This is a genomic window from Actinomadura rugatobispora, from assembly GCF_055379765.1.
In genome coordinates this window covers 10819630-10842089 of record NZ_AP029191.1, presented here as the reverse complement: position 1 = coordinate 10842089, position 22460 = coordinate 10819630, and the positions used below count along the sequence as shown (strand labels likewise).

Here is a 22460-nt window from a genome sequence, read left to right as displayed (position 1 = left end):
CCGGCGAGCGGCCGGGGGTGAACGGTCGGGCTTGGACCGGTCAGGTCTGCGCGGCCAGCAGCCGGGCGCGGCTGTTGGAGAGGTGGACCCGGACGGCCGCGCGCGCGGCCTCGCGGTCCTGGCGCTCGATCGCGGCGTAGATGTTCTCGTGCTCGGTCACGATCGTGGCGAAGTCGGGGCGGCGGGGGTGCAGCCGCTCCCGCGGCATGATGATCATCGAGGGGCCGAACGAGCCCAGCAGGTCGCCGAAGTAGCGGTTGCCGGTGGCCAGCGCGATCCGCAGGTGGAACTGGTAGTCGGCGTTCACCGCCGTGCTGGGGTGGGCGGCCGCGCGGGCGAAGCTCTCCAGGGCCTGGTGCAGGCCGGTGAGGGCGGACTCGGTACGGCGGTCGGCGGCCAGGCCCGCCGCCTCCGCCTCCACGCCCATCCGCAGGTCGAGCAGGTCGAGCACGTCCCGCAGGTCGCGGGGCTCCGGCTCGAACCCGGTCGTGCTCGGCCTGGCCAGGACGAAGCTGCCGCGGCCATGCTGGGTCTCGATCAGCCCGGCGGCCTTGAGGCGCGCGACGGCCTCGCGCACGACCGTCCTGCTCACGCCGTAGGTCTCGACGAGGCCGCCCTCGGTCGGCAGCCGCTCCCCCGGCCTGATCACGCCCTCCTGGATGCGGGCGGTGAGGATGTCGACGAGCCGCTGGGTCCTGGTCGTCATGTCGAGTAGGTCTCCGTCGTCCACGCTCGCGCCTGCTCGCTCATGGTGATGCCGAGGCCGGGGCGGTCGGGCACGATCATCCGCCCGTCGCGGATGTCGAGGCGCTCCTCGAAGAGCGGCTCCAGCCACTCGAAGTGCTCCACCCACGGCTCGGACCGGTAGGCGGCGGCCAGGTGCAGGTGGATCTCCATGGCGAAGTGGGGGGCCAGTTGCAGGTGCTCGTGGTCGGCCAGGGCGGCCAGGCGCAGGAACGGCGTGATGCCGCCGATGCGCGGCGCGTCGGGCTGGACGACGTCGGCGCCCCCGGCCCTGATCAGCTCGGCGTGCTCGGTCACGCTGGTGAGCATCTCACCGGTGGCGACGGGCGTGTCCAGCGCGGTGGCGAGCGCGGCGTGCCCGGCGTGGTCATAGGCGTCCAGCGGCTCCTCGATCCAGACCAGGCCGTGCCGCTCCATCGCGCGGCCCATGCGGTGGGCGGTCGCCCGGTCCCACTGCTGGTTGGCGTCGACCATCAGGGGAACGTCCTCGCCGAGGTGCTCGCGGACGGCGTCCAGCCTGGCCAGGTCCGTCCTGGTGTCGGGCTGGCCCACCTTGATCTTGATGCCGCCGATGCCGCGCTCCAGCGAGGCCGTGGCGTTCTTCAGGACCTCCTCGACGGGGGTGTGCAGGAACCCGCCGGAGGTGTTGTAGCAGCGGACGGAGTCGCGGTGCGCGCCGAGCAGCTTGGCCAGCGGCAGGCCGGCGCGCTTGGCCTTCATGTCCCACAGGGCCACGTCGAGCGCGGCGATCGCCTGGGTGGCCAGGCCGCTGCGGCCGACCGAGGCACCGGCCCAGACCAGCTTGTCCCAGATGCGCGCGATGTCGTTGGGATCCTCGCCGACCAGCTCGTGCGCGATCTCCCGGGCGTGCGCGTACTGCCCCGGCCCGCCGGCCCGCTTGGAGTAGCCGAACCCGACGCCCTCGTGGCCCTGCTCCGATCCGATCTCGGCGAACAGGAAGGCGATCTCGGTCATCGGGCGCTGCCGCCCGGTGAGGACCTTGGCGTCGCTGATCGGGGTGGTCAGGGGGAGGCGGAGCGAGGACAGGCGGACCCGGGCGATGCGGTCGGGACGAGTTGTCATGATGACAACCTAGGTCATCATACGACCAGAAGGGAGAGGGCGAGTCCGAAACCTGCGGCGGCGATCGCGTAGCGCAGCGGCCGCTCCGGAAGTCGTCGTACGACTTTGGGTCCCAGCCAGCTGCCCACCAGGCAGCCGCACGACAGCAGTCCCGCGGCCGGCCAGTGCACCGGTGCCAGGAACGCGAAGGCGACCGCCGCGGTGACGTTGGCCGCGCCGGTGGCGAGGTTCTTCACGGCGTTGGTCACCGGCAGCGGCTCGGTCGCGGTGGCGCACAGCACGGCCAGCATCAGCACCCCGGAGGCGGCGCCGAAGTACCCGCCGTACAGCCCGACCAGCGCGACCGGAACGACGAGGGGCAGGAACGAGGGCGCCGGCGCCTCCCCCGGATCCGCCGACGGGTCCGCGGCCGCCGCGGCGGCCGCGCGCGCCGCCCGCGCCTCGGCCCACGCGCGCAGGCGGTCGCGCGCCAGCAGCAGCGCCGATCCGAGCGCGATGAGCCAGGGCACCACCGCCTCGAACGCCGAGGCGGGGGTGGTGAGCAGGAGCCACGCGCCGAGGGACCCGCCCGCGGCGGCCACCGCGACCAGCCGCAGGACCCGGCGGGTCTGGCCGCGCAGTTCGGGACGCGACCCGGTGGCGGCGCCGACCGTGGTGGAGAACATCGCGACGGTGTTGGTGACGTTGGCGACGACCGGCGGCAGCCCGAAGGCGAGCAGGGCCGGGTAGCTGGCCAGGGAGGCCAGGCCTGCGATGGATCCGGCCAGCCCGGAGGCCAGGCCCGCCGCCATCAGCAGGGCGCCCGAGGACAGGTCCACCCGTCAGGCCGTCCGGGCGCGACGGAGATTGTCCGCTCGAAGGCCGGGGCGGGCGGCCCGGCGCCCTCGTGCGGGGGGAGTCATCACACCTCTTGGGGGGCTCTGAAATCGATCGCGGCCGGAGTATTGACACCCATACCGAAATGCGGCCAAGCTGCTCGCCACATGTCATCCAACTATATATGGAGACAAGTTGGCGGTAACGACGACCCACGGCGAGACGATCGAACGGCTGCGCCGGGGCATGGCGGCGGGAGTGCTCGCGTTCCCGCTGACCGCCTTGGACGCTGGCGGGCGCATCGCCCTCGACGCCTACCGCGCCCACCTGCGCTCCCAGCTCGCCGCCGGTCCCGGCGCGCTGTTCCCCTGCTGCGGGACGGGTGAGTTCTTCTCCCTCGCCGAGGACGAGTACGAGCAACTCGTCACGGCCGCCGTCCAGGAGGCGGCCGGCACCGTGCCGGTCGTCGTGGGCGCGGGCTACGGCTGGGCGCAGGCCGCCAGGTTCGCGGCCATCGCCGAACGCGCGGGCGCGGACGCCCTGCTCCTCCTGCCGCCCTACCTCGTCGAGACGCCGCCGCGGGGACTGGTCGAGCATGTGCGCCGCGTCGCCGCGAGCACCGCGCTGCCGCTCATCGTCTACCAGCGGGCCCAGGTGCGGATCGAGGTCGCCGACGCACCCGCCCTCGCCGCGATCCCCGGCGTGATCGGCGTCAAGGACGGGCACTGCGACCTCGACCGGCTCCAGCGCATCAAGCTGGCCGCCCCCGAAGACTGGCTGTTCTTCAACGGCGCGGCCACCGCCGAGATGCAGGCGCGCGCCTACCGCGCCATCGGCGTCCCGGCCTACTCCTCCGCCGTCCACGCCTTCGCCCCCGAGATCTCCCGGGCCTTCTTCACCGCCCTGCACGCCGAGGACCACGAGCGCGTCGACAGGCTGCTCGAGGAGTTCTACATGCCCTTCGTCGAACTGCGCGACAGGGGGACCGGGTACGCGGTCTCCCTCGTCAAGGCGGCGGCCAGGCTGCGCGGCGCGAACGTGGGCCCGGTGCGCGCTCCCCTCATGGACCCCGCCCCCCGGCATCTGGAGGAACTCGACACCCTGCTGACCACCGGACTGGCCCTCGTCGGCGCCACCCGCTGACCCCGCTCCTTCACTACCCCCGCCCCTTCAACACCCCCGCCCTTCGTCCCCCGCCCTCTCCGCCCACCCCCCATCCCAGCAACCCGGCCGAGTCCACGCTCAGGTCCGGCCCTCCCCTTCCGTGCTGGTGAAACGGAGAATGAAATGAGAATCGGCGTATTCCTGGCCGCCGTCACCGTCACCGTCGCCGCGTCCGCCTGCTCCGTCCAGGGCGGCGGCGCCGACAAGGGCTCCTCCGGCTACCCCGCCAAGCCCGTCGAGTTCACCGTGCCGCAGGACCCCGGCGGCAGCACCGACCTGCTCACCCGCGCCCTGGCCAAGAACATCGACAAGCCGCTCGGGCAGAAGGCCGTCGTGGTGAACAAGCCGGGCGCCAACGGCAAGATCGCGGGCAAGGACGTGTTCGGGAGCAAGCCCGACGGCTACCGCGTCGCGGTGATGCCGCAGTCGCTGTTCGCCATCGGCCCGCTGATGCTGAGCGACCCCGACGCCATCCAGGTCAAGGACATGACCCTCGTCAGGGGCCTCGCCGTCGAGGACTACGTCCTGGTGGTGCCCGCGTCCTCCGAGTACCGCACGCTCAAGGACCTGCTCGGCGCGGGCAGCCTCAAGTACGGCACCACCGGGCCCGGCACCGGCAGCCAGCTCTCGCAGGCACTGCTGTTCGGCACGGCCAAGGTCAAGGCCTCGCCCGTCCCGTTCGACGGCGGCGCCCCCACGGTCACCGCGGTGCTCGGCGGCAAGGTCGACGTCGCCTCCGTCCAGATCGCCGAGGGCTTCAAGCACGTGCAGGCGGGCAAGATGCGCGCCCTGGCGGTCTTCTCCGAGAAGCGGCACGAGGCGCTCCCGGACGTGCCGACCGCCAAGGAGTCCGGCTACCAGGTCCTGGTCGACCAGCGCCGGTTCGTCGCCGCCCCGGCCGGGCTGCCCACCGACGTCCGCGACAAGCTCGGCGCCGCCATCGACAAGGCCGTCGCCTCGCCCGACTACCTCCGGCTGCTCAAGGCGAGCTACATCGTGCCGTGGAACGCCGACGGCGAGCAGGCCGCGGCGCAGATCAACGAGAGCCTCAAGCGGTTCACCGCCATGTCGCAGCAGCTCGGCATCGACCTCAAGGCGCAGCAGTGACGCCGAAGGCCGAGGACGAGACGGCGGACGAGACCGGCTCGTCCCCCGACGTCCCGCGCGCACGCGCGCAGAACGTGGTGGCCGCGCTGGTGCCGCTCGCGGTCGGGGTGGTCGCCGCGGTCATGTCCTGGAACCTCGGGGTCGGCACGCTGCCGGCCCCGGGGCCGGGGCTGTGGCCGCTGCTCGTCAGCGTCGTCATGGTGGTCCTCGCCGCGCTGCTGGTCCTGCGGTCGCGGCCGCGCGGCGACGAGGAGCCGTTCACCAAGGACGTCGTGACGGTCGCCGTCGCGGTGGTCTCGCTCCTGTGCTACGCGTTCCTGTTCGAGCTCATCGGCTTCGAGGTGCCCACCCTCGCGCTCCTGGTGCTGTGGATGAAGGGGCTGGGCCGGGAGGGCTGGCGCGTCACCGCCGCGGTCTCGGTCGTCGCGACGGCGGCCCTCTACCTGCTGTTCATCACCGGGCTCGGGGTGTCGCTGCCCCACCTGATCCACCTGTGAACCCCCGCACCCGCCTGTGAGGACGACGACATGGACTTCCTCTCCCCGGTGATCTCGGGCTTCGGGGTGGTCTTCCAGCCGGAGAACCTCCTCTACTGCCTGCTCGGCGTCACCCTGGGCATGCTGGTCGGCGTCCTGCCCGGCCTCGGCCCGGCGGCCACCATCGCGGTGCTGCTGCCGATCACCTACAACATCGACCCGACCGCGGCGATCATCATGCTGGCCGGGATCTTCTACGGCGCCCAGTACGGCGGCACGATCACCTCGGTGCTGCTGCGCCTGCCCGGCGAGGCGTCCACCGTCGTGACCGCCCTGGACGGGCACGCGATGGCCCGGCAGGGCCGCGCCGGATCGGCCCTCGGCCTCGCCGCCATCGGCTCCTTCGTCGGCGGCACGGTCGCGATCGTCGCGCTGACGTTCGTCGCGCCGCTGGTGGCGGGGTTCGCGCTGGACTTCGGCCCGTCGGAGTACACCGCGCTCGCGCTTCTCGGCATCCTGCTGATCACCACGCTCGGCAGCGGGTCGCGGCTGAAGAGCGGCCTCATGGCGACGGTCGGCCTGCTGCTGGCCACCGTCGGCCAGGACCCGCTGGAGGGCGCCGCCCGCCTGACCCTCGGCGTCGACCAGCTACTGGACGGAATCGACTTCGTGATCGTCGCGATGGGCCTGTTCGGCGTCGCGGAGATCCTGCACAACCTGGAGTCGCTGCGGCGGCCGGGCGCCCCGATGGCCGAGGTGGGCTCGGTCTACCCGTCCCGCGAGGAGATCGGCGAGTCCAAGGCGGCGATCGGCCGCGGGTCGGTGCTCGGCTTCCTGCTCGGCATCCTGCCGGGAGGCGGCGCGACGATGTCGTCGATGGTCTCCTACGCGCTGGAGAAGCGGGTCGCCAAGAAGCCCGAGCGTTTCGGCAAGGGCGCGGTCGAGGGCGTCGCCGGGCCGGAGACCGCCAACAACGCCGCCGCCACCTCCTCCTTCATCCCGCTGCTGACGCTGGGCCTGCCCGCCAACGCCACCATGGCGGTCATGTTCGGCGCGCTGACCATCCAGGGCATCACGCCGGGCCCGACGCTGGTGGACGAGAAGCCCGACCTGTTCTGGGGCGTCGTCAACTCCATGTACGTCGGGAACCTGCTGCTCCTGGCGATGAGCATGCCGCTGATCGGGCTGTTCGTACGGGTCCTGCGCGTCCGGGCGGCGATCCTGGCCCCGCTCACGATCCTGATCACGATGATCGGGGTCTACACGGTCCGGATGAGCGTCTTCGACATGTTCCTGATGGTGGGGCTGGGCGTCGTCGGCTACCTGATGAAGAAGGCCGGTTTCGAGCCCGGCCCGCTCGTCCTGGCCTTCGTGCTCGGCTCCCTGCTGGAGTCGTCGTTCCGGCGGTCGATGCGCATCTTCGGCGGCGACCTCACCGGGTTCCTCACCCAGCCCATCACCGCCGTCCTGCTCGCCGCGATCGTCCTCATCGTGCTGGCGCCCGCCGCCCTGCGCCTGAGACGGCGCACCGCCGGGGCCTGACCAAACTGGTCCGATCCGACCGGGCCCCTCGTGTCACGGCACGTGCGCGCCTGGGGCCCGGCCGCCGGTGGGCAGGCGCGTTCCCACGACGACGCTGCCGTCCCTGTTCGGGTCTGCACGAGAACGCGAACCCGTGCCCGCGCGCCGCCCGCACGGCCCGCCGGACCAGCGGCGGGAGATCGTCGACGTCCTCGTCCTCGTACGCCCGCGTCCCCTCGAGCCCCATGCGGGAATTAGGGGCGACGGGGACATCGCGGTGGTTCAGAGTTCGAAGCGGTAGCCCATGCCCGGCTCGGTGATCAGATGGCGGGGGTGGGCCGGGTCCGGCTCCAGCTTGCGGCGCAGCTGGGCGAGGTAGACGCGCAGGTAGTTGGTCTCCTTCTCGTACGCCGGCCCCCACACCTCGCGCAGCAGCTGCCGCTGTCCGACCAGCCGTCCGGCGTTGCGGACCAGCACCTCCAGGATGTGCCACTCGGTGGGCGTCAGGCGGATGTCCGCGCCGTCCCGGTGCACCTTCTTGGCGGCCAGGTCCACGCTGAAGTCCCCCGCGTCCACCACGGCGTCCTGGTCGGCGGGCGCCGCCCGCCGCACCGCCGCGCGCAGGCGGGCCAGCAGCTCGTCCATGCCGAACGGCTTGGTGACGTAGTCGTCGGCCCCGGCGTCGAGGGCCTGCACCTTCTCGGCGGAGGCGTGCCGGGCCGACAGCACGATGATCGGGACGTTCAGCCAGCCGCGCAGCCCCCTGATCACCTCCACCCCGTCCATGTCCGGCAGCCCGAGGTCGAGCAGCACCACGTCCGGGTGCCGCCGCGCGGCCGCCTCCAGCGCGGTCCGGCCGTCGGCAGCCGTGTCCACCTCGTAGTCGCGGGTCCTGAGGTTGATGCGCAGGGCCCGGACGATCTGCGGCTCGTCCTCGATGACGAGAACGCGAGTCACGGCGTCTCCCTCCGTCGGTCCGGTGTTGCTCCGCCGGCGGGGACGGCGTCCGGCGGACCGGCCGCGTCCCCGTCCCCGGCGGCGAGCGGCAGGGCGAAGACCATGGTGAGGCCGCCGCCCGGGGTGTCCTCGGCGTACAGGGTCCCGCCGACGGCCTCGGTGAAGCCGCGGGCGACGGCCAGCCCCAGCCCGACCCCGGTGCCCCCGGGCGAGTCCCCGAGCCGCTGGAACGGCGCGAAGATCTGCTCCTTCGCCGTGTCGGGCACCCCCGGCCCCCGGTCGGCGACGCGGATCTCGACCCGGCCGGCTCCGCGGCCGAACCGCAGCTCCCCCGCCGACACCAGGACGGTCTCGCGGCTGTGCCGGACGGCGTTCTCGACCACGTTCGCCAGCGCCCGCTCCAGCAGTCCCGGATCGGCGGCGACCGCGGGCAGGGTCTCGGGCACCTCGACCTCGACCCGGTCCACCGGCACGCCCCGCAGCGCTCCCGGCACCACCTCGTCCAGCGCGACCGGACGGGTCAGCGGGACGACGGCGCCCGTCTGCAGCCGGCTCATGTCCAGCAGGTTGCCGATCAGCCCGTCCAGGCGGTCGGACGACTCCTCGATGGAGGCGAGCAGCTCGGCCTCGTCCTCGGGGGCCCAGGTCACGTCGTCGGCGCGCAGGCTGCTCACCGCGGCCTTGATCGAGGCCAGCGGGGTGCGGAGGTCATGGGACACCGCCGCGAGCAGCGCGGTGCGGATCCGGTTGCCCTCGGCGAGCCGGCGGGCCTGGGCGGCCTGCTCGTCCAGCCGCCGCCACTCCAGCACCGCGGCGGCCTGCGCGGCGAAGGCCGAGAGCACCCGGCGGTCGGCCGCGGGCAGCACCCGTCCGCGCAGGGCGAGCACCATCTCCCCCCGCCCGTCCGGCGCCTCGCCCTCGGCCACCTGGACCCGGGCCTCGGCCTGGCCGGGATCGGCGCACGGATCCGGGCCGGCGGCCTCCACCGCCTCCCAGCCGGCGCCGCCCCGTGCCAGGAGCACCGCCGAGCTCACCCCGAAGGTCTCCCGGACCCGCTCGAGCAGGGCGGGCAGCGCCTTCTCCCCGCGCAGCACGCTGGTGGCCAGCATGCTCAGCGTCTCGGCCTCGGCGCTGCTCTGCGCCGCCTGCCGGGTCCGGCGGGCGGCCAGGTCGACCACCGACGACACCGACATCGCGACCCCGATGAAGATCAGCAACGCGACGGTGTTCTGCAGGCCGGCGATGGTGAGGGTGTGGAAGGGCGGGGTGAAGAACCAGTTCGCCAGCAGGGTGCCCAGCACCGCCGCGACCACCGCGGGCCACAGTCCGCCCGCCAGCGCCACCCCGACGGTCAGCGCGAGATAGAACAGGATGTCGGTGACCAGCCCGACATGCTCGCTGATGCCGGCCAGGAGGGCGGTCAGGACCGGCGGGCCCAGCAGCGCCAGCACCCACCCGGCGGCCCTGCGGCGCCGGCTCAGCGCCGACCCGGCCGTCCCGGCGATCCCGCGGCCCTTGCCCACGTGCTCGTGGGTGACGATGTGGACGTCCAGCTCGCCCGACTCCCGGGCCACGGCGGCGCCGACCCCCGGGGCGAGCAGGAACTGCCAGCCGCGCCGCCGGCTCGACCCCAGCACCAGCTGGGTCGCGTTGACCCCGCGCGCGAACTCCAGGAGCGCCGTCGCCACGTCGTCGCCCACGACCTGGTGGTAGGTGCCGCCCAGGCTCTCCAGCAGGGCCCGCTGGCGGGCCAGCGCCCGCGGCGAGCCCTCGGCCAGCCCGTCGCTGTGCACCACCCGGACGGCCAGCAGGTCGGAGCGTCCCGCGCGGGCCGCGATGCGGGCGGCCCGCCGGATGAGGGTGTCGCCCTCCGGCCCGCCCGTCAGCGCCACCACGATCCGCTCCCTCGCCTCCCACGGCTCGGTGATCCCGTGCTGGTCGCGGTAGCGGGCCAGGCCCTCGTCCACCCGGTCGGCCACCCACAGCAGCGCCAGCTCGCGCAGCGCGGTCAGGTTGCCGGTCCGGAAGTAGTTGGCGAGGGCGGCGTCGACCTTCTCCGGGCCGTACACGTTGCCGTGCGCCAGGCGGCGGCGCAGCGCCTCGGGCGTCATGTCGACCAGCTCGACCTGCTCGGCCCGGCGCACCACCGCGTCCGGCACCGTCTCCCGCTGCCGGACGCCGGTGATGCGCTCCACCACGTCGTTCAGCGACTCCAGGTGCTGGATGTTGACGGCGGAGATCACGTCGATGCCCGCCTCCAGCAGGACCTCGATGTCCTGCCAGCGCTTGGCGTTGCGGCATCCGGGGACGTTGGTGTGCGCCAGCTCGTCCACCAGCGCCACCTGGGGCCTGCGGGCCAGGACCGCGTCCAGGTCCATCTCGGTGAACTCCGCCCCCCGGTACCGCACGGTGCGGCGCGGGACCACCTCCAGGTCGCCGATCTGCTCGGCGGTGCGGGCGCGCCCGTGCGCCTCGGCGAAGCCGACGACCACGTCGGTGCCGCGCCCGGCGCGCCGCCGCCCCTCGTTCAGCATCGCGTAGGTCTTCCCCACGCCGGGTGCGGCGCCCAGGTAGATGCGCCAGGTGCCGCGCGTGCCCATACCGGCTTCACCTCCCCCATCCGGACACTCCCCTGATTCCGGCCTGGCGAAATCTAGTCGATCAGACGCCGTGGCGGTCGCGGCGGGCGGGGTGACGATCACGGACGCCCCCGGCAGTAAAACGCCACAATCGGCGCATTTCCAGCCGTCTTGACGCGCCCTTAGCGCCCACCCGGACCCGCTTAACGCGCCCCTAGCGCTCCCGGCGCGGCGCCGACCTCACCGCCGCCAGACGCGCAGGCCCGGCGCCCCGGCGGAAGCGGCGGTAGGTGTTGATCCAGCGGATCAGATCATCCCTCGGGAACCGCCTCGCCGCAGGCCCCCGACCTGGGGTTTTTCCACCCGTACGGCAGGGCAGGGGAGGAACAAGCCGCGGAACGCCCGCCGATCACGGACCGCGCCCCCGTGCGAGCCCGACCGCGCGACCCGACGATGGAGAGGTGATGGGAGCCGACCGGGGGGAACGGCTGCTGGGGGACCTGGTGGAGGCCAGCCACCTGATGTCGATGCAGCAGATCCCCACCGCCGTGGCCGAGCACGCCGAGCGTGCCGGCATCCGGAACGTGCTGATCTACGTGGCTGACCTGCAGCAGAGCGTGCTGCGGCTGCTGCCCGAACGCGACGGGCAGCCCGTCCATCCCGGGGAGGCGGCGGAGCTGCGGGTCGAGGGCACCCTGGCGGGCCGCGCCTTCCGGACTCTGGACCTGGTCCAGGCGCAGGGCCAGGACGCCGGCACCGACGTGTGGTGGGCGCCGCTGCTGGACGGGACCGAACGCATCGGCGTCGTGCGGGCCACCGTGGACGGCGCCGACGAGGAGACCCTGGACATCCTGCGGCGCATGACCGGCCTGGTGGCGCTGATGGTGGTCAGCAAGCGCCCCTACAGCGACACCCACGCCCGGCTCGTCCGCGTCCAGCCCATGTCCGTGTCGGCGGAGATGCAGTGGCGGCTGATGCCGCCGCTCACCTTCGCCAACGACCGGGTGTCGATCGGCGCCGTCCTCGAACCGGCCTACCAGATCGGCGGCGACGCCTTCGACTACGGGCTGGCCGGCGACATCGTCAACCTGGCGATCTTCGACGCGATGGGGCACGACACCTCGTCCGGGCTCACCGCCACCCTCGCCATCGCCGCCTGCCGCAACAGCCGCCTCCAGGGCGCCGACCTCGTCGAGACCGGGCGGAGGATCGGGGAGGTCCTGAGCGGGCAGTTCGACTCCGGCACCTATGTCACGGCGCTGCTTGCCAGCCTGGACACCCGCACCGGACTGCTGTCCTGGGTCAACCACGGCCATCCGCCGCCGGTGGTCATCCGCGGCGGGCGCTGGGTCACCACGCTGGCCTGCCCGCCCGCCAGTCCCCTGGGCACCGGCCTCGGCGACGCCGCCGAAGCGTGCTCCGAGCAGCTCGAGCCCGGCGACCGGCTGCTGCTCTACACCGACGGGATCATCGAGGCCCGCAACGCGGAGAAGCAGGAGTTCGGGCTGCACCGGTTCGTCGACTTCATCATCCGCCACAACGCCGACGGGCTCCCCGTCCCCGAGACCCTCCGCCGCCTCATCCGCGGCATCCTCGACCACCACGCCGACCGGCTCGACGACGACGCCACCGTCCTCCTCCTGGAGTGGCACGGGCCCACCGGTCCCGGCCGGCCGGGACCGGACGACGACGTGCGCCAGCGAGAGGTCATCACTCTCGGTTGATCGCTCCTGCCTATCGCGCCGGAGCGGCAGTGGCGGAGTCCTCGCAGGTCATGCCGCATATAGCCGCGATCGGGCGGTGGCGGGCCGCGTCCCGCGTTCACCCTTTGTCCACGGACCGCTGCTGCACTCTGCGCCGTGAGCCGTATTCGATTGCAAGGGCTGACGCGGCGGTTCGGCCAGGTGACCGCCGTGGACGATGTGTGGCTGGACGTGGCCGACGGGGAGTTCCTGGTCCTGCTGGGCCCGAGCGGGTGCGGCAAGTCCACGCTGCTGCGCATGATCGCCGGCCTGCTGGAGCCGTCCGGCGGGCGGGTGCTGCTGGACGACGCCGACATCACCCACGCCCCGCCGCAACGGCGGAACCTGGCCATGGTGTTCCAGGGCTACGCGCTCTATCCGCACCTGTCGGTCGCCCGGAACATCGGGTTCCCGCTGCGCGCCAGGCGGTTGCCCAAGGCCGTCGTCCGCGCCAAGGTCGCCGAGGTCGCGGCCATGGTCGAGCTGACCGGGCTGCTGGATCGCAGGCCCCGTGAGCTGTCGGGCGGCCAGCGGCAGCGGGTGGCCCTCGCCCGGGCGCTGGTCCGCGACCCCGGCGCCTTCCTCATGGACGAGCCCCTGTCCAACCTCGACGCCAAGCTGCGGGCCACGACCCGGGCCGAGATCGCCGCGCTGCACCGCCGCCTGGGCGCCACGGTCGTGTACGTCACCCACGACCAGGTGGAGGCCATGACGATGGCCACCCGGATCGTGCTGCTGAACGAGGGACGTGTGGAGCAGACCGGCACCCCCGCCGAGGTCTACGACGAGCCGGCCTCGGTGTTCGTCGCCCGGTTCCTCGGATCTCCCCCGATGAACCTCCTGGACGCGACCCTGCACGCGGCCGGCTCCGACCTGGTCGCCCGCGCCCCCGATGTGGAGGTGGCGCTCGGTCTCGACGGCGCCGGGCTGCCCGACCGCGCGGTGACGCTGGGCGTGCGGCCCGAGCACCTGGGTTTCGCGCCCCGCGGGAACGCGCCGTTCCGTGCCGAGGTCATGTCCGTGGAGAACCTGGGCGGCGAGGAGGTCGCGCACTGCCGGGTGGGCTCCGCGCAGGTGAGCGTGCGCGGGGCGCGTCCGCTCGGAGTCGCGCCCGGCGATCGCGTGGGGCTGTCGGCCCGTCCCGGGCACCTGCATCTCTTCGACGCCGGAAGCGGGCGCCGGCTGGTCTGGCGGCCCGCCGGCGTCCAAGCGACGACCGTCTGAGCCCGCTTCGCCCCTTTCTGTCTGGCCCGTTTCTCTAAGGAGCACGCAATGAGAAAACCCCTGTCCTTGGCATGCGCTTTTTCGGCGGTGCTCGTGACGGCCGCCGCCTGCGGAATGGGGGGCGGCGGGGACGCGGCCGGCGATCCCGTGGCCCGCGTCTCCGCACTCGCCCCGGACCAGAAGGTCTCGATCGTCCTGGAGAGTTACAACTTCGGGCAGGCGGGCGCGTGGACGGACACGTTCACCGAGCTGATCGCCGCCTTCCAGAAGGAGCATCCCAACATCAGGGTCACCGCCCAGAAGCCGCAGGGCAACAGCGCCAACCCCGCCACCGACACGATCTCCAGCCTGCAGAACCAGATCGCCACCGGCGGGCCGCCCGACGTCGCCCAGCTCGGCTTCAGCGATCTGGACTTTACGGTCAACCGGCTCAAGGCCCTGCCCCTGGACGACCTGGTCGGCAAGGAGGAGGTCGCGCGCAACTTCGCCGGCGCCCGGCACCCGTACGCGCCCACGACGCGGACGCTCGGTGACTGGAACGGCAAGACCTACGGCGTGCCGTTCGTGCTCTCCACCCCCATGCTGTACTTCAACGCCGACCTGTTCGCCAAGGCCGGGCTCGACCCGTCCAAACCGCCCACGACGTGGGACGAGGTCCGGACCGCCGCGCTGGCCGTCAAGGAGAAGGGCGGCAAGGACGGCGTCTACGTCGACTGCCTCACCAAGGCCGCCAAGGACTGGTGCTTCCAGGCGCTCGCGCTGTCCAACGGCGGACGGGTCATCTCCCAGGACCGCACAAGGCTGACGTTCGCCGATCCGCAGGCGGCCGGCGCGGTCCGGACCATGCGGCACCTGGTCGCCTCGGGCGCCATGCCGAACCGCACGCAGCAGCAGGCGGTCGACGGGTTCGCGCGCGGCGACATCGGCATGATCCTCGAATCCAGCTCGATGCAGGGCACGTTCCTGAAGGCGTCGACCGGCAAGTGGCGGCTGGGTGCGACGGCGATGCCGGCCTTCGCCGGCCGGCAGGCGGTCCCGACCAACTCGGGGGCGGCGCTGTTCGTGTTCGCCAAGGACGCGGCCAAGCGGCGCGCCGCCTGGGAGCTGATCCGGTTCCTGACGAGCGAGCGGGCGTTCACCACCATCGCCAGCAAGATCGGTTACCTGCCGCTGCGCACCGGGCTGGTCGGCGACGCCGCCGGGCTCAAGCCGTGGGCGGACGCCAACCCCTAGCTCAAGCCCAACCTGGAGCAGCTGGCCAGGATGCAGCCGTGGGTGTCCATGCCGGGGGCGGGCTACCTGCAGGTCCGGGACGGCATGATGGCCGCCGTCGAGCGCGCCGTCTTCCAGGGCGCGGACGTGGACACCACGCTGCGCGCCAAGCAGGACGAACTCGCCGCCCTGATCAGGACGGACCGCAAGTGACCGCGCCCCGGGCCGCCGCGAGCACGCGGCCGGATCTGACGTTCGTCCAGCTCACCGACACCCACGTCCTCGCCGAAGGCGAGCTCATGCACGGCGTCGTCGACACCGCCGCGAACCTGCGGGCCGCGCTGGCGATGCTCGAGAAGTCGGGGCAGCCGGTATCGGCGCTGCTGCTCACCGGCGACCTCACCGACGACGGCCGCCCCGCCGCCTACCGGCGGCTGCGCGAGCTGGTGGAACCCGCGGCGCGGCGGATCGGCGCCGAGGTCCTGTACGCCATGGGCAACCACGACGAGCGCGCCGCGTTCCGCTCCGAGCTGCTGCGCGAGGAGCCGTCCGCGGACGCGTGCGACGCCGTCCGGACGGTCGGCGGCATGCGCGTCGTGCTGCTGGACAGCACCGAGCCGGGCAGGCACGACGGGCACCTGTCGGCCGCGCAGCTGGACTGGCTCGCGGACGTGCTGGCCAGGCCCGCGCCGCTCGGCACGATCCTGGTGTGCCACCACCCGCCGCTCCCCTCCCCCGTGCCGACCGTGCACCTGCTGCGGCTGCGCGGCGCGGAACGGCTGGCGCGGGTGATCGAGGGCAGCGACGTGCGCATGGTGGTGTCCGGCCATGCCCACCACGCGGCGGCGGGCGCGCTGTCGGGCGTGCCGGTGTGGGTGGGGCCCGCCCTGGCGTACGGCGTTGCGGGTTTCCCTCCGCGGGGCCGGCTCCGCGCGGCCGCCGAGGCCGCGTTCAGCCGGATCGACGTGTTCGGCGGTCGGGTGGTCGCGACCGCCGTCCCGGTCCCGTCGGCCGCCGGGGTGTACGACGTCGCGGCGGCGGACCGGATCCGCATGATCGAGAACGTGGTCGGGGCATGGTGACCGGAACGTTCGTCGAGGTCGCGCCGCCGTCCCGGCCCGCGACCGTGGAGGGCGCGCCGCCCGCCGCCGCACGTCCCTCCCTGGCCGCCCGGCTGCGGCGGGCGGCCCCGCCGTACCTCTACCTGGCGCCCGGGCTGGCGCTGCTGGCCGTATGGACCTACCGGCCGCTCGCCCAGACGCTCTACCTGTCGTTCCACTCCTGGGACCTGAGCCCGGCCTCGCCGCTGGTCCCGGTCGGCACCGCCAACTACGAGCGGCTGCTGACCACGCCGGAGCTGGGCGCCTCGGTCGTCCGGACGCTCGTGGTCATCGGGGGGGATGCTGCCGTTCACCGTGGCGGTCCCGCTCGCGGTGGCGCTGCTGGCGCGCGGCGTGCGCGGCCGGGCGGGCGCCGCCTATCGCGGCATGGTGTTCGCCCCGATGCTGGTCGCGCCGGTCGCGGGCGCGGCCGCCTGGCAGTGGCTGCTGGACCCGTCGGCGGGCGCGGTCAACGCGGCCCTGGGCACCGGCGCGAACTGGCTGAACGACACCGCGACGGCCCAGTGGGCGATCATCGTCATCGCCGGATGGCATGTCGTCGGGTTCGCGGTGCTGGTCGTGTCGGCGGGCCTGACCGGCATCGATCCCGAGTACGCGGCGGCGGCGCGGGTGGACGGCGCCTCGCGGGCCCAGACCACGCGGTGGATCACCCTGCCGCTGCTGTCGCCGACGCTGGCTTTCCTGGCGCTGGTGACCGTGCTCCTGTCGGCGCAGTGGACCTTCCCCCTGGTCGACACCCTCACCCAGGGCGGCCCGGCCGGCTCCACCACCACGATCTACTACCTGCTCTGGGAGTTCGGCTTCCGCAGCCACGACGCCGGGCTCGCGGCGGCCGCCGGAATGCTCTTCTTCGCGGGCTTCCTGCTGGTCGCGGCGCTGCCGGCCCGCCTGGCCGACCGCGCGCCGCGCGAGGAGGGAGCGTGAGGGGGCACGGCGGGAGCGGACGGATCGAGCGCGCGGCCGGGCACGCGGCCCTGGGGCTGCTCGGCCTGGCCTGCCTCTTCCCGATCTACTGGATCTACGCGACGTCGCTGCGCGCGCCCGGCGACGTCCACGACCTGTCGCCGCTGCCCTGGCCGCTGTCGCTGGACAACTACTCCGACGCGCTGGCCAAGAACGACGTCGCGGGCATGCTGCTCAACACCACGGTCATGGCGGCGCTGTCCGCGCTCGGCCAGCTGCTGGTCGCCCTGCCGGCCGCGTACGCGTTCGCCGCCTGGCGGTTCCGCGGGCGGGGGCTCGCCCACCTGGCGTTCGTGGGCACCTGGCTGGTGCCCTTCCAGGTGGCCATGCTGCCCAACTACGCGCTGCTGGCCCGGCTCGGGCTGCTGGAGACGCTCGCCGGGGTGATCGTCCCGAACCTGTGCTCGGCGCTGGGCGTCCTCCTCCTGCGCGAGCACCTGATGAGCTTCCCCCGCGAGCTGCTGGACGCGGCGCGCATGGACGGGCGCTCGTCCTGGGGCACGCTGTGGACCGTCGTCGTCCCGAACCTGCGGCCCGCGCTGGCCGCACTGGGCATCCTGCTGTTCATCACCTCGTGGAACGAGTACTTCTGGCCGGCGATGGTCCTCCAGCGGTCCAACTCGGTGATCCAGCTCGGCCTGCGCAGCTTCATGGGGACCGAGGGCACCGACTGGGGACCGCTGATGGCCACCGCCGGGCTGGCCGGCCTGCCGGTGCTGGTCCTCTACGTGTTCCTGCAGCGGCACATCGTGAACGCCTTCGTCCGCTCCGGCCTGAAATAGCGACGGTCGCTTCAGGGGAGGACGGTGATCTGGGGGGCGCCGGTGCGGGGATGCGCGTGCACCTCCGCCTCGACCCGGTAGACCTCGGCCAGCAGGCCGGGGGTGAGGATGTCGGCGGGCGGCCCGGCCGCGACCAGGCGTCCGCCGTGCAGGACGTGGAGCCGGTCGCAGAAGGCGGCGGCGAGGTTGAGGTCGTGCAGCGCGATGACCGCGGTGACGCCGAGGCGGCGGACGAGGTGGAGCGCGTCGATCTGGTGCCGCAGGTCCAGGTGGTTGGTCGGCTCGTCGAGGACGAGGGTCCCGGTGCGCTGGGCGAGGGCGCGGGCGATGAGGACGCGCTGCTTCTCGCCGCCCGACAGCCGCTCGAAGGGCGCGTCCACCAGGTGCGCGGCCTCCAGTTCGGCCAGCGAGCCGGTGATGATGTCGCGGTCGCCGGCGTCATCTCCCTGGAAGGCGCGTTTGTGCGGGGAGCGGCCCATCGCCACGACGTCGTACACCGTCAGCTCGAAGTCGCCGGGGGCTTCTTGCAGGACGGCGGCCAGGCGCCTGGCCAGGTGCTTGCCGGGCATCCGCCAGATGTCGTCGCCGTCCAGGAGGACCCGGCCCGAGGTGGGGCGCAGCGCGCGGTAGAAGGTGCGCAGCAGCGTGCTCTTCCCCGCGCCGTTGGGCCCGACGAGCGCGACGACCTCTCCCGGCGCCACGTCGAGGGAGACCGCGTCCACCAGTGTCCGCCCGCCGGCGACGACCGACACCTCCTCGGCCCGCAGGCGGGACGGTCCGGGGCCGTTCACCGTGCCGCCCTCCGTCTCATCAGCCAAAGGAAGAAGGGGCCGCCGACCAGGGCGGTGAGGATGCCGACCGGGATCTCCTCGGGGGCGGCCAGGGTCCGCGCGGCCAGGTCGGCGGCGATCAGGAAGGCCGCGCCCAGCAGCGCGGCGGCGGGCAGGGCGCGGCGGTGGTCGGCGCCGACCAGCAACCGCACCACGTGCGGCATGATCAGGCCGACGAAACCGATCGAGCCGCTGACCGCCACCATCGTCCCGATCATGAGGGCGACCAGCACGAACAGCGCCGCGCGGAAGCGGTGCACGTCCAGGCCCAGGGCGGCGGCGGCCTCCTCCCCGGCCAGCAGCAGGTTCAGCGGGCGCGACAGCCCGACCAGGACCGCCGTGCCCGCCAGGACCACGGTCGCGGGGATCCACAGCACCGTCCACGTGGTGCCGGCCAGCCCGCCGAGCATCCAGCGCAGCGCGGACTCGGCGGCGCGCGGATCGTCTGAGGTGATGACCAGGTAGCTGGCGACGGCGTACAGCACCTCGGCGGTGGCCACGCCCGCCAGCACCAGGCGCACCGTGGTCATCCGGCCCCCGGACCGGGCCAGCGAATACACCAGGATCAGCGCGAGCAGGGCCCCGCCGAAGGCGGCCAGCGGCAGCGAGAACATCCCGAACCAGGTCAGGTGGAACACCACCACGAGCACCGCGCCGACCGTGGCACCGGAGGAGACCCCCAGCAGCATCGGGTCGGCCAGCGGATTGCGCACCAGGGCCTGCAGCGCCGTCCCGCACACCGACAGCCCGGCGCCGACCACGCCGCACAGCAGCACCCGGGGCAGCCGCACGTCCAGCACGATCGTCTCGCGGACCGGCGACCAGACCGGCTCGGCCAGCACCGGATGCAGCCGGTGCAGCAGGATCCCCCAGACCTGTCCGGGCGGCACCCGCACCGACCCGGCCGCGATCCCCGCCGTGGCCGCGACCAGCACCAGCGCCGCCAGCAGCGCCAGCACCAGCGGAAACGGGACGCGGGCTCGGCGTCGCACGGCCGCCGTGCCCGCAACGCTCCCGGTCGCGGGCCGGTCGGCGACGCCGGTCACGCGAAGCGGTCCGGGTGCAGCTGCCGGGCCAGCGACTCGACCGCGGCCGCCACCCGCACACCGGTCACCGTGGACGACAGCGGCAGCACCGCGAACCGCCTGTTCCTGATCGCCGGGACGTCCTTGAGGGCCGGGTTGCTCAGCAGGAACCTCTTCTTGTCCTCGGCGGACCGGTCGCCGTAGTCGTAGATGAGCACGACCTCGGGCGCCCGCTCGGCGAACTGCTCGAAGGAGACGTCGCCGTACGCCTTCTTCACGTCGGAGAACAGGTTGGCGCCGCCCGCCAGCCGGATCATCTCGTCGCCGATCCCCGCCCCGCCCGCGGTGAACACGGTCTTGTCGCCGCTGTCGTAGACCGCGACCTTGACCGGGGCCGCGCCCGACAGCCTGCCCTCGACCCCCGACAGGACGGTGCGCAGCGAGGCGATCCGCCGCTCGGCCCGGTCCGGCACGCCGAAGATCCTGGCGACGGTCCGGATCTCCTCCTCGACCGTGGCCGTGGTCACCGGCCCCTTGGGGCACTCCTCGATGTTGAGATGGGTGTCGATCCCGGCCTTCTTCAGGACCGCGCGGCCCCGGCCCTCCTTCTCCTCGAACGTGCTCGCCCACCCGCCGTAGACGAAATCGGGCTCGGCCGACAGCAGCGCCTCGAACGAGGGGTACTCCTCAGAGATCACCTTCACCCGGTCGTAGGCGGCCTGGAACTCCGGTAGAACCTTGTCGTCGAGGTAGCCGGTGCCGACCATCGACTTCTCCAGCCCGAGTGCCAGCATCACCTCGGTCGCGTGCTGGTTCAGCGACACCGCCCGCTGCGGAGGCCGCTGATAGGTCGTCGTCACCCCGCAGTTGGCCACCGTGACCGGGAAACCGGACGGCACCGCGCCGCCCCGGGCGCCGCCGGCGCGCTCCGTACCGCCGCCGCACCCCGCCACCAGCAGCACCGCGCACAGCAGCGATGCCAGCACCGGTGGCACCCGGCACGCTGCCGGGCCTGACGAGCCCATGGGCATGTCGCCCTCTCCTCTCTGGGGAGATCCGCCCCAGGTCCTTCGAGGAGGCGACCGCGTGAGTCTCCTGGCTCTCGGGTCGAAGCTCGTCCCGGCCTTCCCACCCGCGGGCGCGGGCAGTGGCGTGGTTCGGGATCCGCTCGCCGATCACAGTGGCGGGACCGCGCCGGATTCGCACCGGCTTCCTCGTTCCGCCGTCGCCTACACCGCACATGGTGGCACATGCGGCACCTGCACAACAGTCGCAATAACGACAAGTACCGGAACCGCCGCGGGGACCCTCTCCACGGCACCGATTGGCGCGACTGGTCTAATGTCAGCGCAAAGGCGACGGGGACCAGGAAGCCGGTGTGATTCCGGCGCGGTCCCGCCACTGTGACCGGGGAGCGAACCCCCTCGCACGCCACTGCCCGCGTGAGCGGGTGGGAAGGCCGGGGGCCAGCGACGATCCGGGAGCCAGGAGACTGACCCGTCGCCGGTCCGCCGGAAGGGGGCGAGGACACCCCCGGGAAGGATCCGATGAACGGTCATGCCCCTGAACGGGCCGGCGAAGGGCGAGGGGGGCGGGCGGTCGGCAGGCGCACCCTGCTGGCCGGGAGCGGAGCGGCGCTCCTGTCCCCCGCGCTGCTCACCGGCTGCGGCGGGAACGGCGACGGCGGCGGCACGAACCGCTTCCGCGCCGCGTTCGCGGCCGGCGGTTCGCAGGAGACCCTCGATCCCCACGTCGCGCCCAACTTCGTCGACCAGGTCCGGGCGAAGGCGCTGTTCGACACGCTCGGCACCTACAACGACGACATGTCGGTCCGTGAGCGCCTGGCCGAGTCCTGGGAGAGCGATGCCTCGGGAACGCGCTGGCACATCCGGCTGAGGCGGGCGCGGTTCCACGACGGCCGTCCCGTCACCGCCAGGGACGTGCTCTACAGCTACCGGCGGGCGGCCGCCCCGGAGACCGGTTCGCCCTCCCAGCAACTGCTGTCGGCGATCGACTTCGGTGCCAGCCGCGCTACCGGGGAACGCACGCTGACGCTGGCGCTCGAGCGGCCCGACTTCACGTTCCCCACGGCGTTCGCCGGCCCCGGCACGGAGATCGTCCCGGAGGGCGCCACCGGCTTCCGCGCACCGGTCGGCTCGGGTCCCTTCCGGTACGTCTCGTTCACTCCGGGCGGGCCCGCGCTGTTCAGGCGCTGGGAGGGGCACTGGGCGGGCGCGCCGTCCATCGCCGAGCTGGAGATCGTGCCCGCCAACGAGGAGTCCACGCGGGTCAACGCGCTGCTGTCCGGGCAGGTGCAGTACGCGGCGGACCTGTCGGGGGCCTCGGTGAACCGCCTGAATGGACGGCGGTCGACGCGTCTGCTGACCGTTCCGCGGGCCACGGCGCAGCAGATCCTGCTGCGCACCGAGCGCGCCCCCTTCTCCGATCCCCGGCTGGTCCAGGCCGTGGCGCTGGGCATCGACCGGGAGGCGCTCGTACGGATCGCGCTGGCCGGTCACGGCGAAGTCGGCAACGACCTGTTCGGGAAGGGTCTGCGCGGCTATCCGCCCGACCTCCCCCAGCGCGCACGCGATGTGGATCGCGCCAGGGAACTCGTGCGCGAGGCGGGCGCGGAGGGCCTGGCCGTCACGCTGGAGACCAGCGCGGTCGACGCGGCGTGGGAGCCTGCGGCCAGCCTGATCGCCCGGCAGCTCGGCGAGGTCGGATTGCGGATCACGCCGCGCGCGCTCGCCGCCACCACCTACTTCAGCGAGATCAAGAAGCGCGGTGTGGCGGCGTTCAACACCACCTCGACGCTGCCGCTCTCCGACTTCCTGGAGCAGCGCATGCGCGGCGGGGCCGCGCGGAACATGACCGGGTTCCGTTCCGGACGCTTCGACGACCTCCTCGAACGGGCGCGCACCACCCGCGACGAGAAGCGGCGGCAGGACCTGCTCGCCCGGGCCCAGCGGATCGCCCGGGACGAGTCCGGCCTGCTGGTGTGGGCGTTCTCCGACGCCAACGACGCGATCTCCGCGTCGGTGCGCGGGCTGCGCGCGGCCCCGCCCAACTCCGGCGACTGGGCCCGGTTCGACCGGGTCGCCCTCGGCTGAG

At 73.2% G+C, this 22460-nt stretch carries 20 protein-coding genes and 2 riboswitches; of the genes, 12 read left to right on the top strand and 8 right to left on the bottom strand.

The window, feature by feature from the left end; translation table 11 throughout:
• Positions 1-40 precede the first annotated feature (40 nt).
• The 3 genes from ACZ466_RS48430 to ACZ466_RS48420 are packed head-to-tail and all read right to left on the bottom strand — an operon-like array spanning position 41 to position 2645.
• Positions 41-706 (bottom strand): FadR/GntR family transcriptional regulator, encoded by a 666-nt coding sequence (locus tag ACZ466_RS48430; RefSeq protein WP_378283267.1) that lies wholly within the window; start codon positions 704-706, stop codon positions 41-43.
• On the bottom strand, positions 703-1827 hold the full coding sequence (locus ACZ466_RS48425; protein ID WP_378283268.1) for an L-talarate/galactarate dehydratase: 1125 nt from the start codon (positions 1825-1827) through the stop codon (positions 703-705). The genes ACZ466_RS48430 and ACZ466_RS48425 overlap by 4 nt, the downstream gene beginning before the upstream one ends.
• A 17-nt stretch (positions 1828-1844) precedes the next feature.
• The gene (locus ACZ466_RS48420; RefSeq protein WP_464042036.1) at positions 1845-2645 is read right to left on the bottom strand and encodes a sulfite exporter TauE/SafE family protein; all 801 of its coding nucleotides are present in this window, start codon (positions 2643-2645) and stop codon (positions 1845-1847) included.
• Between the two features lie 193 nt (positions 2646-2838).
• Here ACZ466_RS48420 and ACZ466_RS48415 point away from each other — a divergent pair, with 193 nt between their 5' ends.
• From ACZ466_RS48415 to ACZ466_RS48400, 4 genes are all read left to right on the top strand, one after another.
• Complete coding sequence (locus tag ACZ466_RS48415) at positions 2839-3786, top strand: 5-dehydro-4-deoxyglucarate dehydratase (protein ID WP_378288308.1); 948 nt, start codon at positions 2839-2841, stop codon at positions 3784-3786.
• A 144-nt stretch (positions 3787-3930) separates the two neighbouring features.
• Positions 3931-4914: a tripartite tricarboxylate transporter substrate binding protein gene (locus ACZ466_RS48410; RefSeq protein WP_378288309.1), complete on the top strand. Its 984-nt coding sequence runs from the start codon at positions 3931-3933 to the stop codon at positions 4912-4914.
• A complete protein-coding gene (locus ACZ466_RS48405) occupies positions 4911-5411 on the top strand; it encodes a tripartite tricarboxylate transporter TctB family protein (RefSeq protein WP_378288310.1) in 501 nt (166 codons plus the stop codon). The genes ACZ466_RS48410 and ACZ466_RS48405 overlap by 4 nt, the downstream gene beginning before the upstream one ends.
• A gap of 30 nt (positions 5412-5441) precedes the next feature.
• The gene (locus ACZ466_RS48400; protein ID WP_378288311.1) at positions 5442-6932 is read left to right on the top strand and encodes a tripartite tricarboxylate transporter permease; all 1491 of its coding nucleotides are present in this window, start codon (positions 5442-5444) and stop codon (positions 6930-6932) included.
• A gap of 261 nt (positions 6933-7193) precedes the next feature.
• On the opposite strand, the gene ACZ466_RS48395 is transcribed toward ACZ466_RS48400, so the two are convergent.
• Both ACZ466_RS48395 and ACZ466_RS48390 read right to left on the bottom strand, forming a co-directional pair.
• Complete coding sequence (locus ACZ466_RS48395; RefSeq protein ID WP_378288312.1) at positions 7194-7868, bottom strand: response regulator; 675 nt, start codon at positions 7866-7868, stop codon at positions 7194-7196.
• Positions 7865-10468 (bottom strand): DUF4118 domain-containing protein, encoded by a 2604-nt coding sequence (locus ACZ466_RS48390; RefSeq protein WP_378288313.1) that lies wholly within the window; start codon positions 10466-10468, stop codon positions 7865-7867. Before ACZ466_RS48390 ends, ACZ466_RS48395 begins: the two co-directional genes overlap by 4 nt.
• 443 nt (positions 10469-10911) lie before the next feature.
• Between ACZ466_RS48390 and ACZ466_RS48385 the strand changes: the two genes are divergently transcribed.
• The 7 genes from ACZ466_RS48385 to ACZ466_RS48355 all read left to right on the top strand — a co-directional run bounded on the left by ACZ466_RS48385 (position 10912) and on the right by ACZ466_RS48355 (position 17491).
• Complete coding sequence (locus tag ACZ466_RS48385; RefSeq protein ID WP_378288314.1) at positions 10912-12171, top strand: PP2C family protein-serine/threonine phosphatase; 1260 nt, start codon at positions 10912-10914, stop codon at positions 12169-12171.
• A 135-nt stretch (positions 12172-12306) separates the two neighbouring features.
• A complete protein-coding gene (locus ACZ466_RS48380) occupies positions 12307-13413 on the top strand; it encodes an ABC transporter ATP-binding protein (protein WP_378288315.1) in 1107 nt (368 codons plus the stop codon).
• 48 nt (positions 13414-13461) lie between these two features.
• Positions 13462-14646 carry an ABC transporter substrate-binding protein gene (locus ACZ466_RS48375; protein WP_378288316.1) on the top strand — a complete coding sequence of 395 codons (1185 nt, stop codon included), beginning with the start codon at positions 13462-13464 and terminating at the stop codon, positions 14644-14646.
• A gap of 30 nt (positions 14647-14676) precedes the next feature.
• Complete coding sequence (locus tag ACZ466_RS48370) at positions 14677-14838, top strand: hypothetical protein (protein ID WP_378288317.1); 162 nt, start codon at positions 14677-14679, stop codon at positions 14836-14838.
• On the top strand, positions 14835-15707 hold the full coding sequence (locus ACZ466_RS48365; RefSeq protein WP_378288318.1) for a metallophosphoesterase: 873 nt from the start codon (positions 14835-14837) through the stop codon (positions 15705-15707). The genes ACZ466_RS48370 and ACZ466_RS48365 overlap by 4 nt, the downstream gene beginning before the upstream one ends.
• Before the next feature lie 318 nt (positions 15708-16025).
• Entirely contained in the window at positions 16026-16670 is a 645-nt protein-coding gene (locus tag ACZ466_RS48360) for a carbohydrate ABC transporter permease (protein WP_464042031.1), read from the top strand.
• Entirely contained in the window at positions 16667-17491 is an 825-nt protein-coding gene (locus tag ACZ466_RS48355) for a carbohydrate ABC transporter permease (RefSeq protein WP_378288320.1), read from the top strand. The genes ACZ466_RS48360 and ACZ466_RS48355 overlap by 4 nt, the downstream gene beginning before the upstream one ends.
• 11 nt (positions 17492-17502) lie before the next feature.
• On the opposite strand, the gene ACZ466_RS48350 is transcribed toward ACZ466_RS48355, so the two are convergent.
• From ACZ466_RS48350 to ACZ466_RS48340, 3 genes are read right to left on the bottom strand one after another with little or no spacing between them, the layout of a single operon-like run.
• The gene (locus tag ACZ466_RS48350; protein ID WP_378288321.1) at positions 17503-18309 is read right to left on the bottom strand and encodes an ABC transporter ATP-binding protein; all 807 of its coding nucleotides are present in this window, start codon (positions 18307-18309) and stop codon (positions 17503-17505) included.
• Positions 18279-19367 (bottom strand): FecCD family ABC transporter permease, encoded by a 1089-nt coding sequence (locus ACZ466_RS48345; protein WP_378288322.1) that lies wholly within the window; start codon positions 19365-19367, stop codon positions 18279-18281. The genes ACZ466_RS48350 and ACZ466_RS48345 overlap by 31 nt, the downstream gene beginning before the upstream one ends.
• Positions 19364-20332: an ABC transporter substrate-binding protein gene (locus tag ACZ466_RS48340; protein WP_464042028.1), complete on the bottom strand. Its 969-nt coding sequence runs from the start codon at positions 20330-20332 to the stop codon at positions 19364-19366. Before ACZ466_RS48340 ends, ACZ466_RS48345 begins: the two co-directional genes overlap by 4 nt.
• Before the next feature lie 84 nt (positions 20333-20416).
• A riboswitch (cobalamin riboswitch) is annotated at positions 20417-20615 on the bottom strand.
• A gap of 61 nt (positions 20616-20676) precedes the next feature.
• Positions 20677-20849: riboswitch (cobalamin riboswitch) on the top strand.
• Between the two features lie 44 nt (positions 20850-20893).
• Here ACZ466_RS48340 and ACZ466_RS48335 point away from each other — a divergent pair.
• Positions 20894-22459, top strand: coding sequence for an ABC transporter substrate-binding protein (locus ACZ466_RS48335; RefSeq protein ID WP_378288324.1), 1566 nt, complete (start codon positions 20894-20896; stop codon positions 22457-22459).
• Position 22460: the final 1 nt, after the last annotated feature.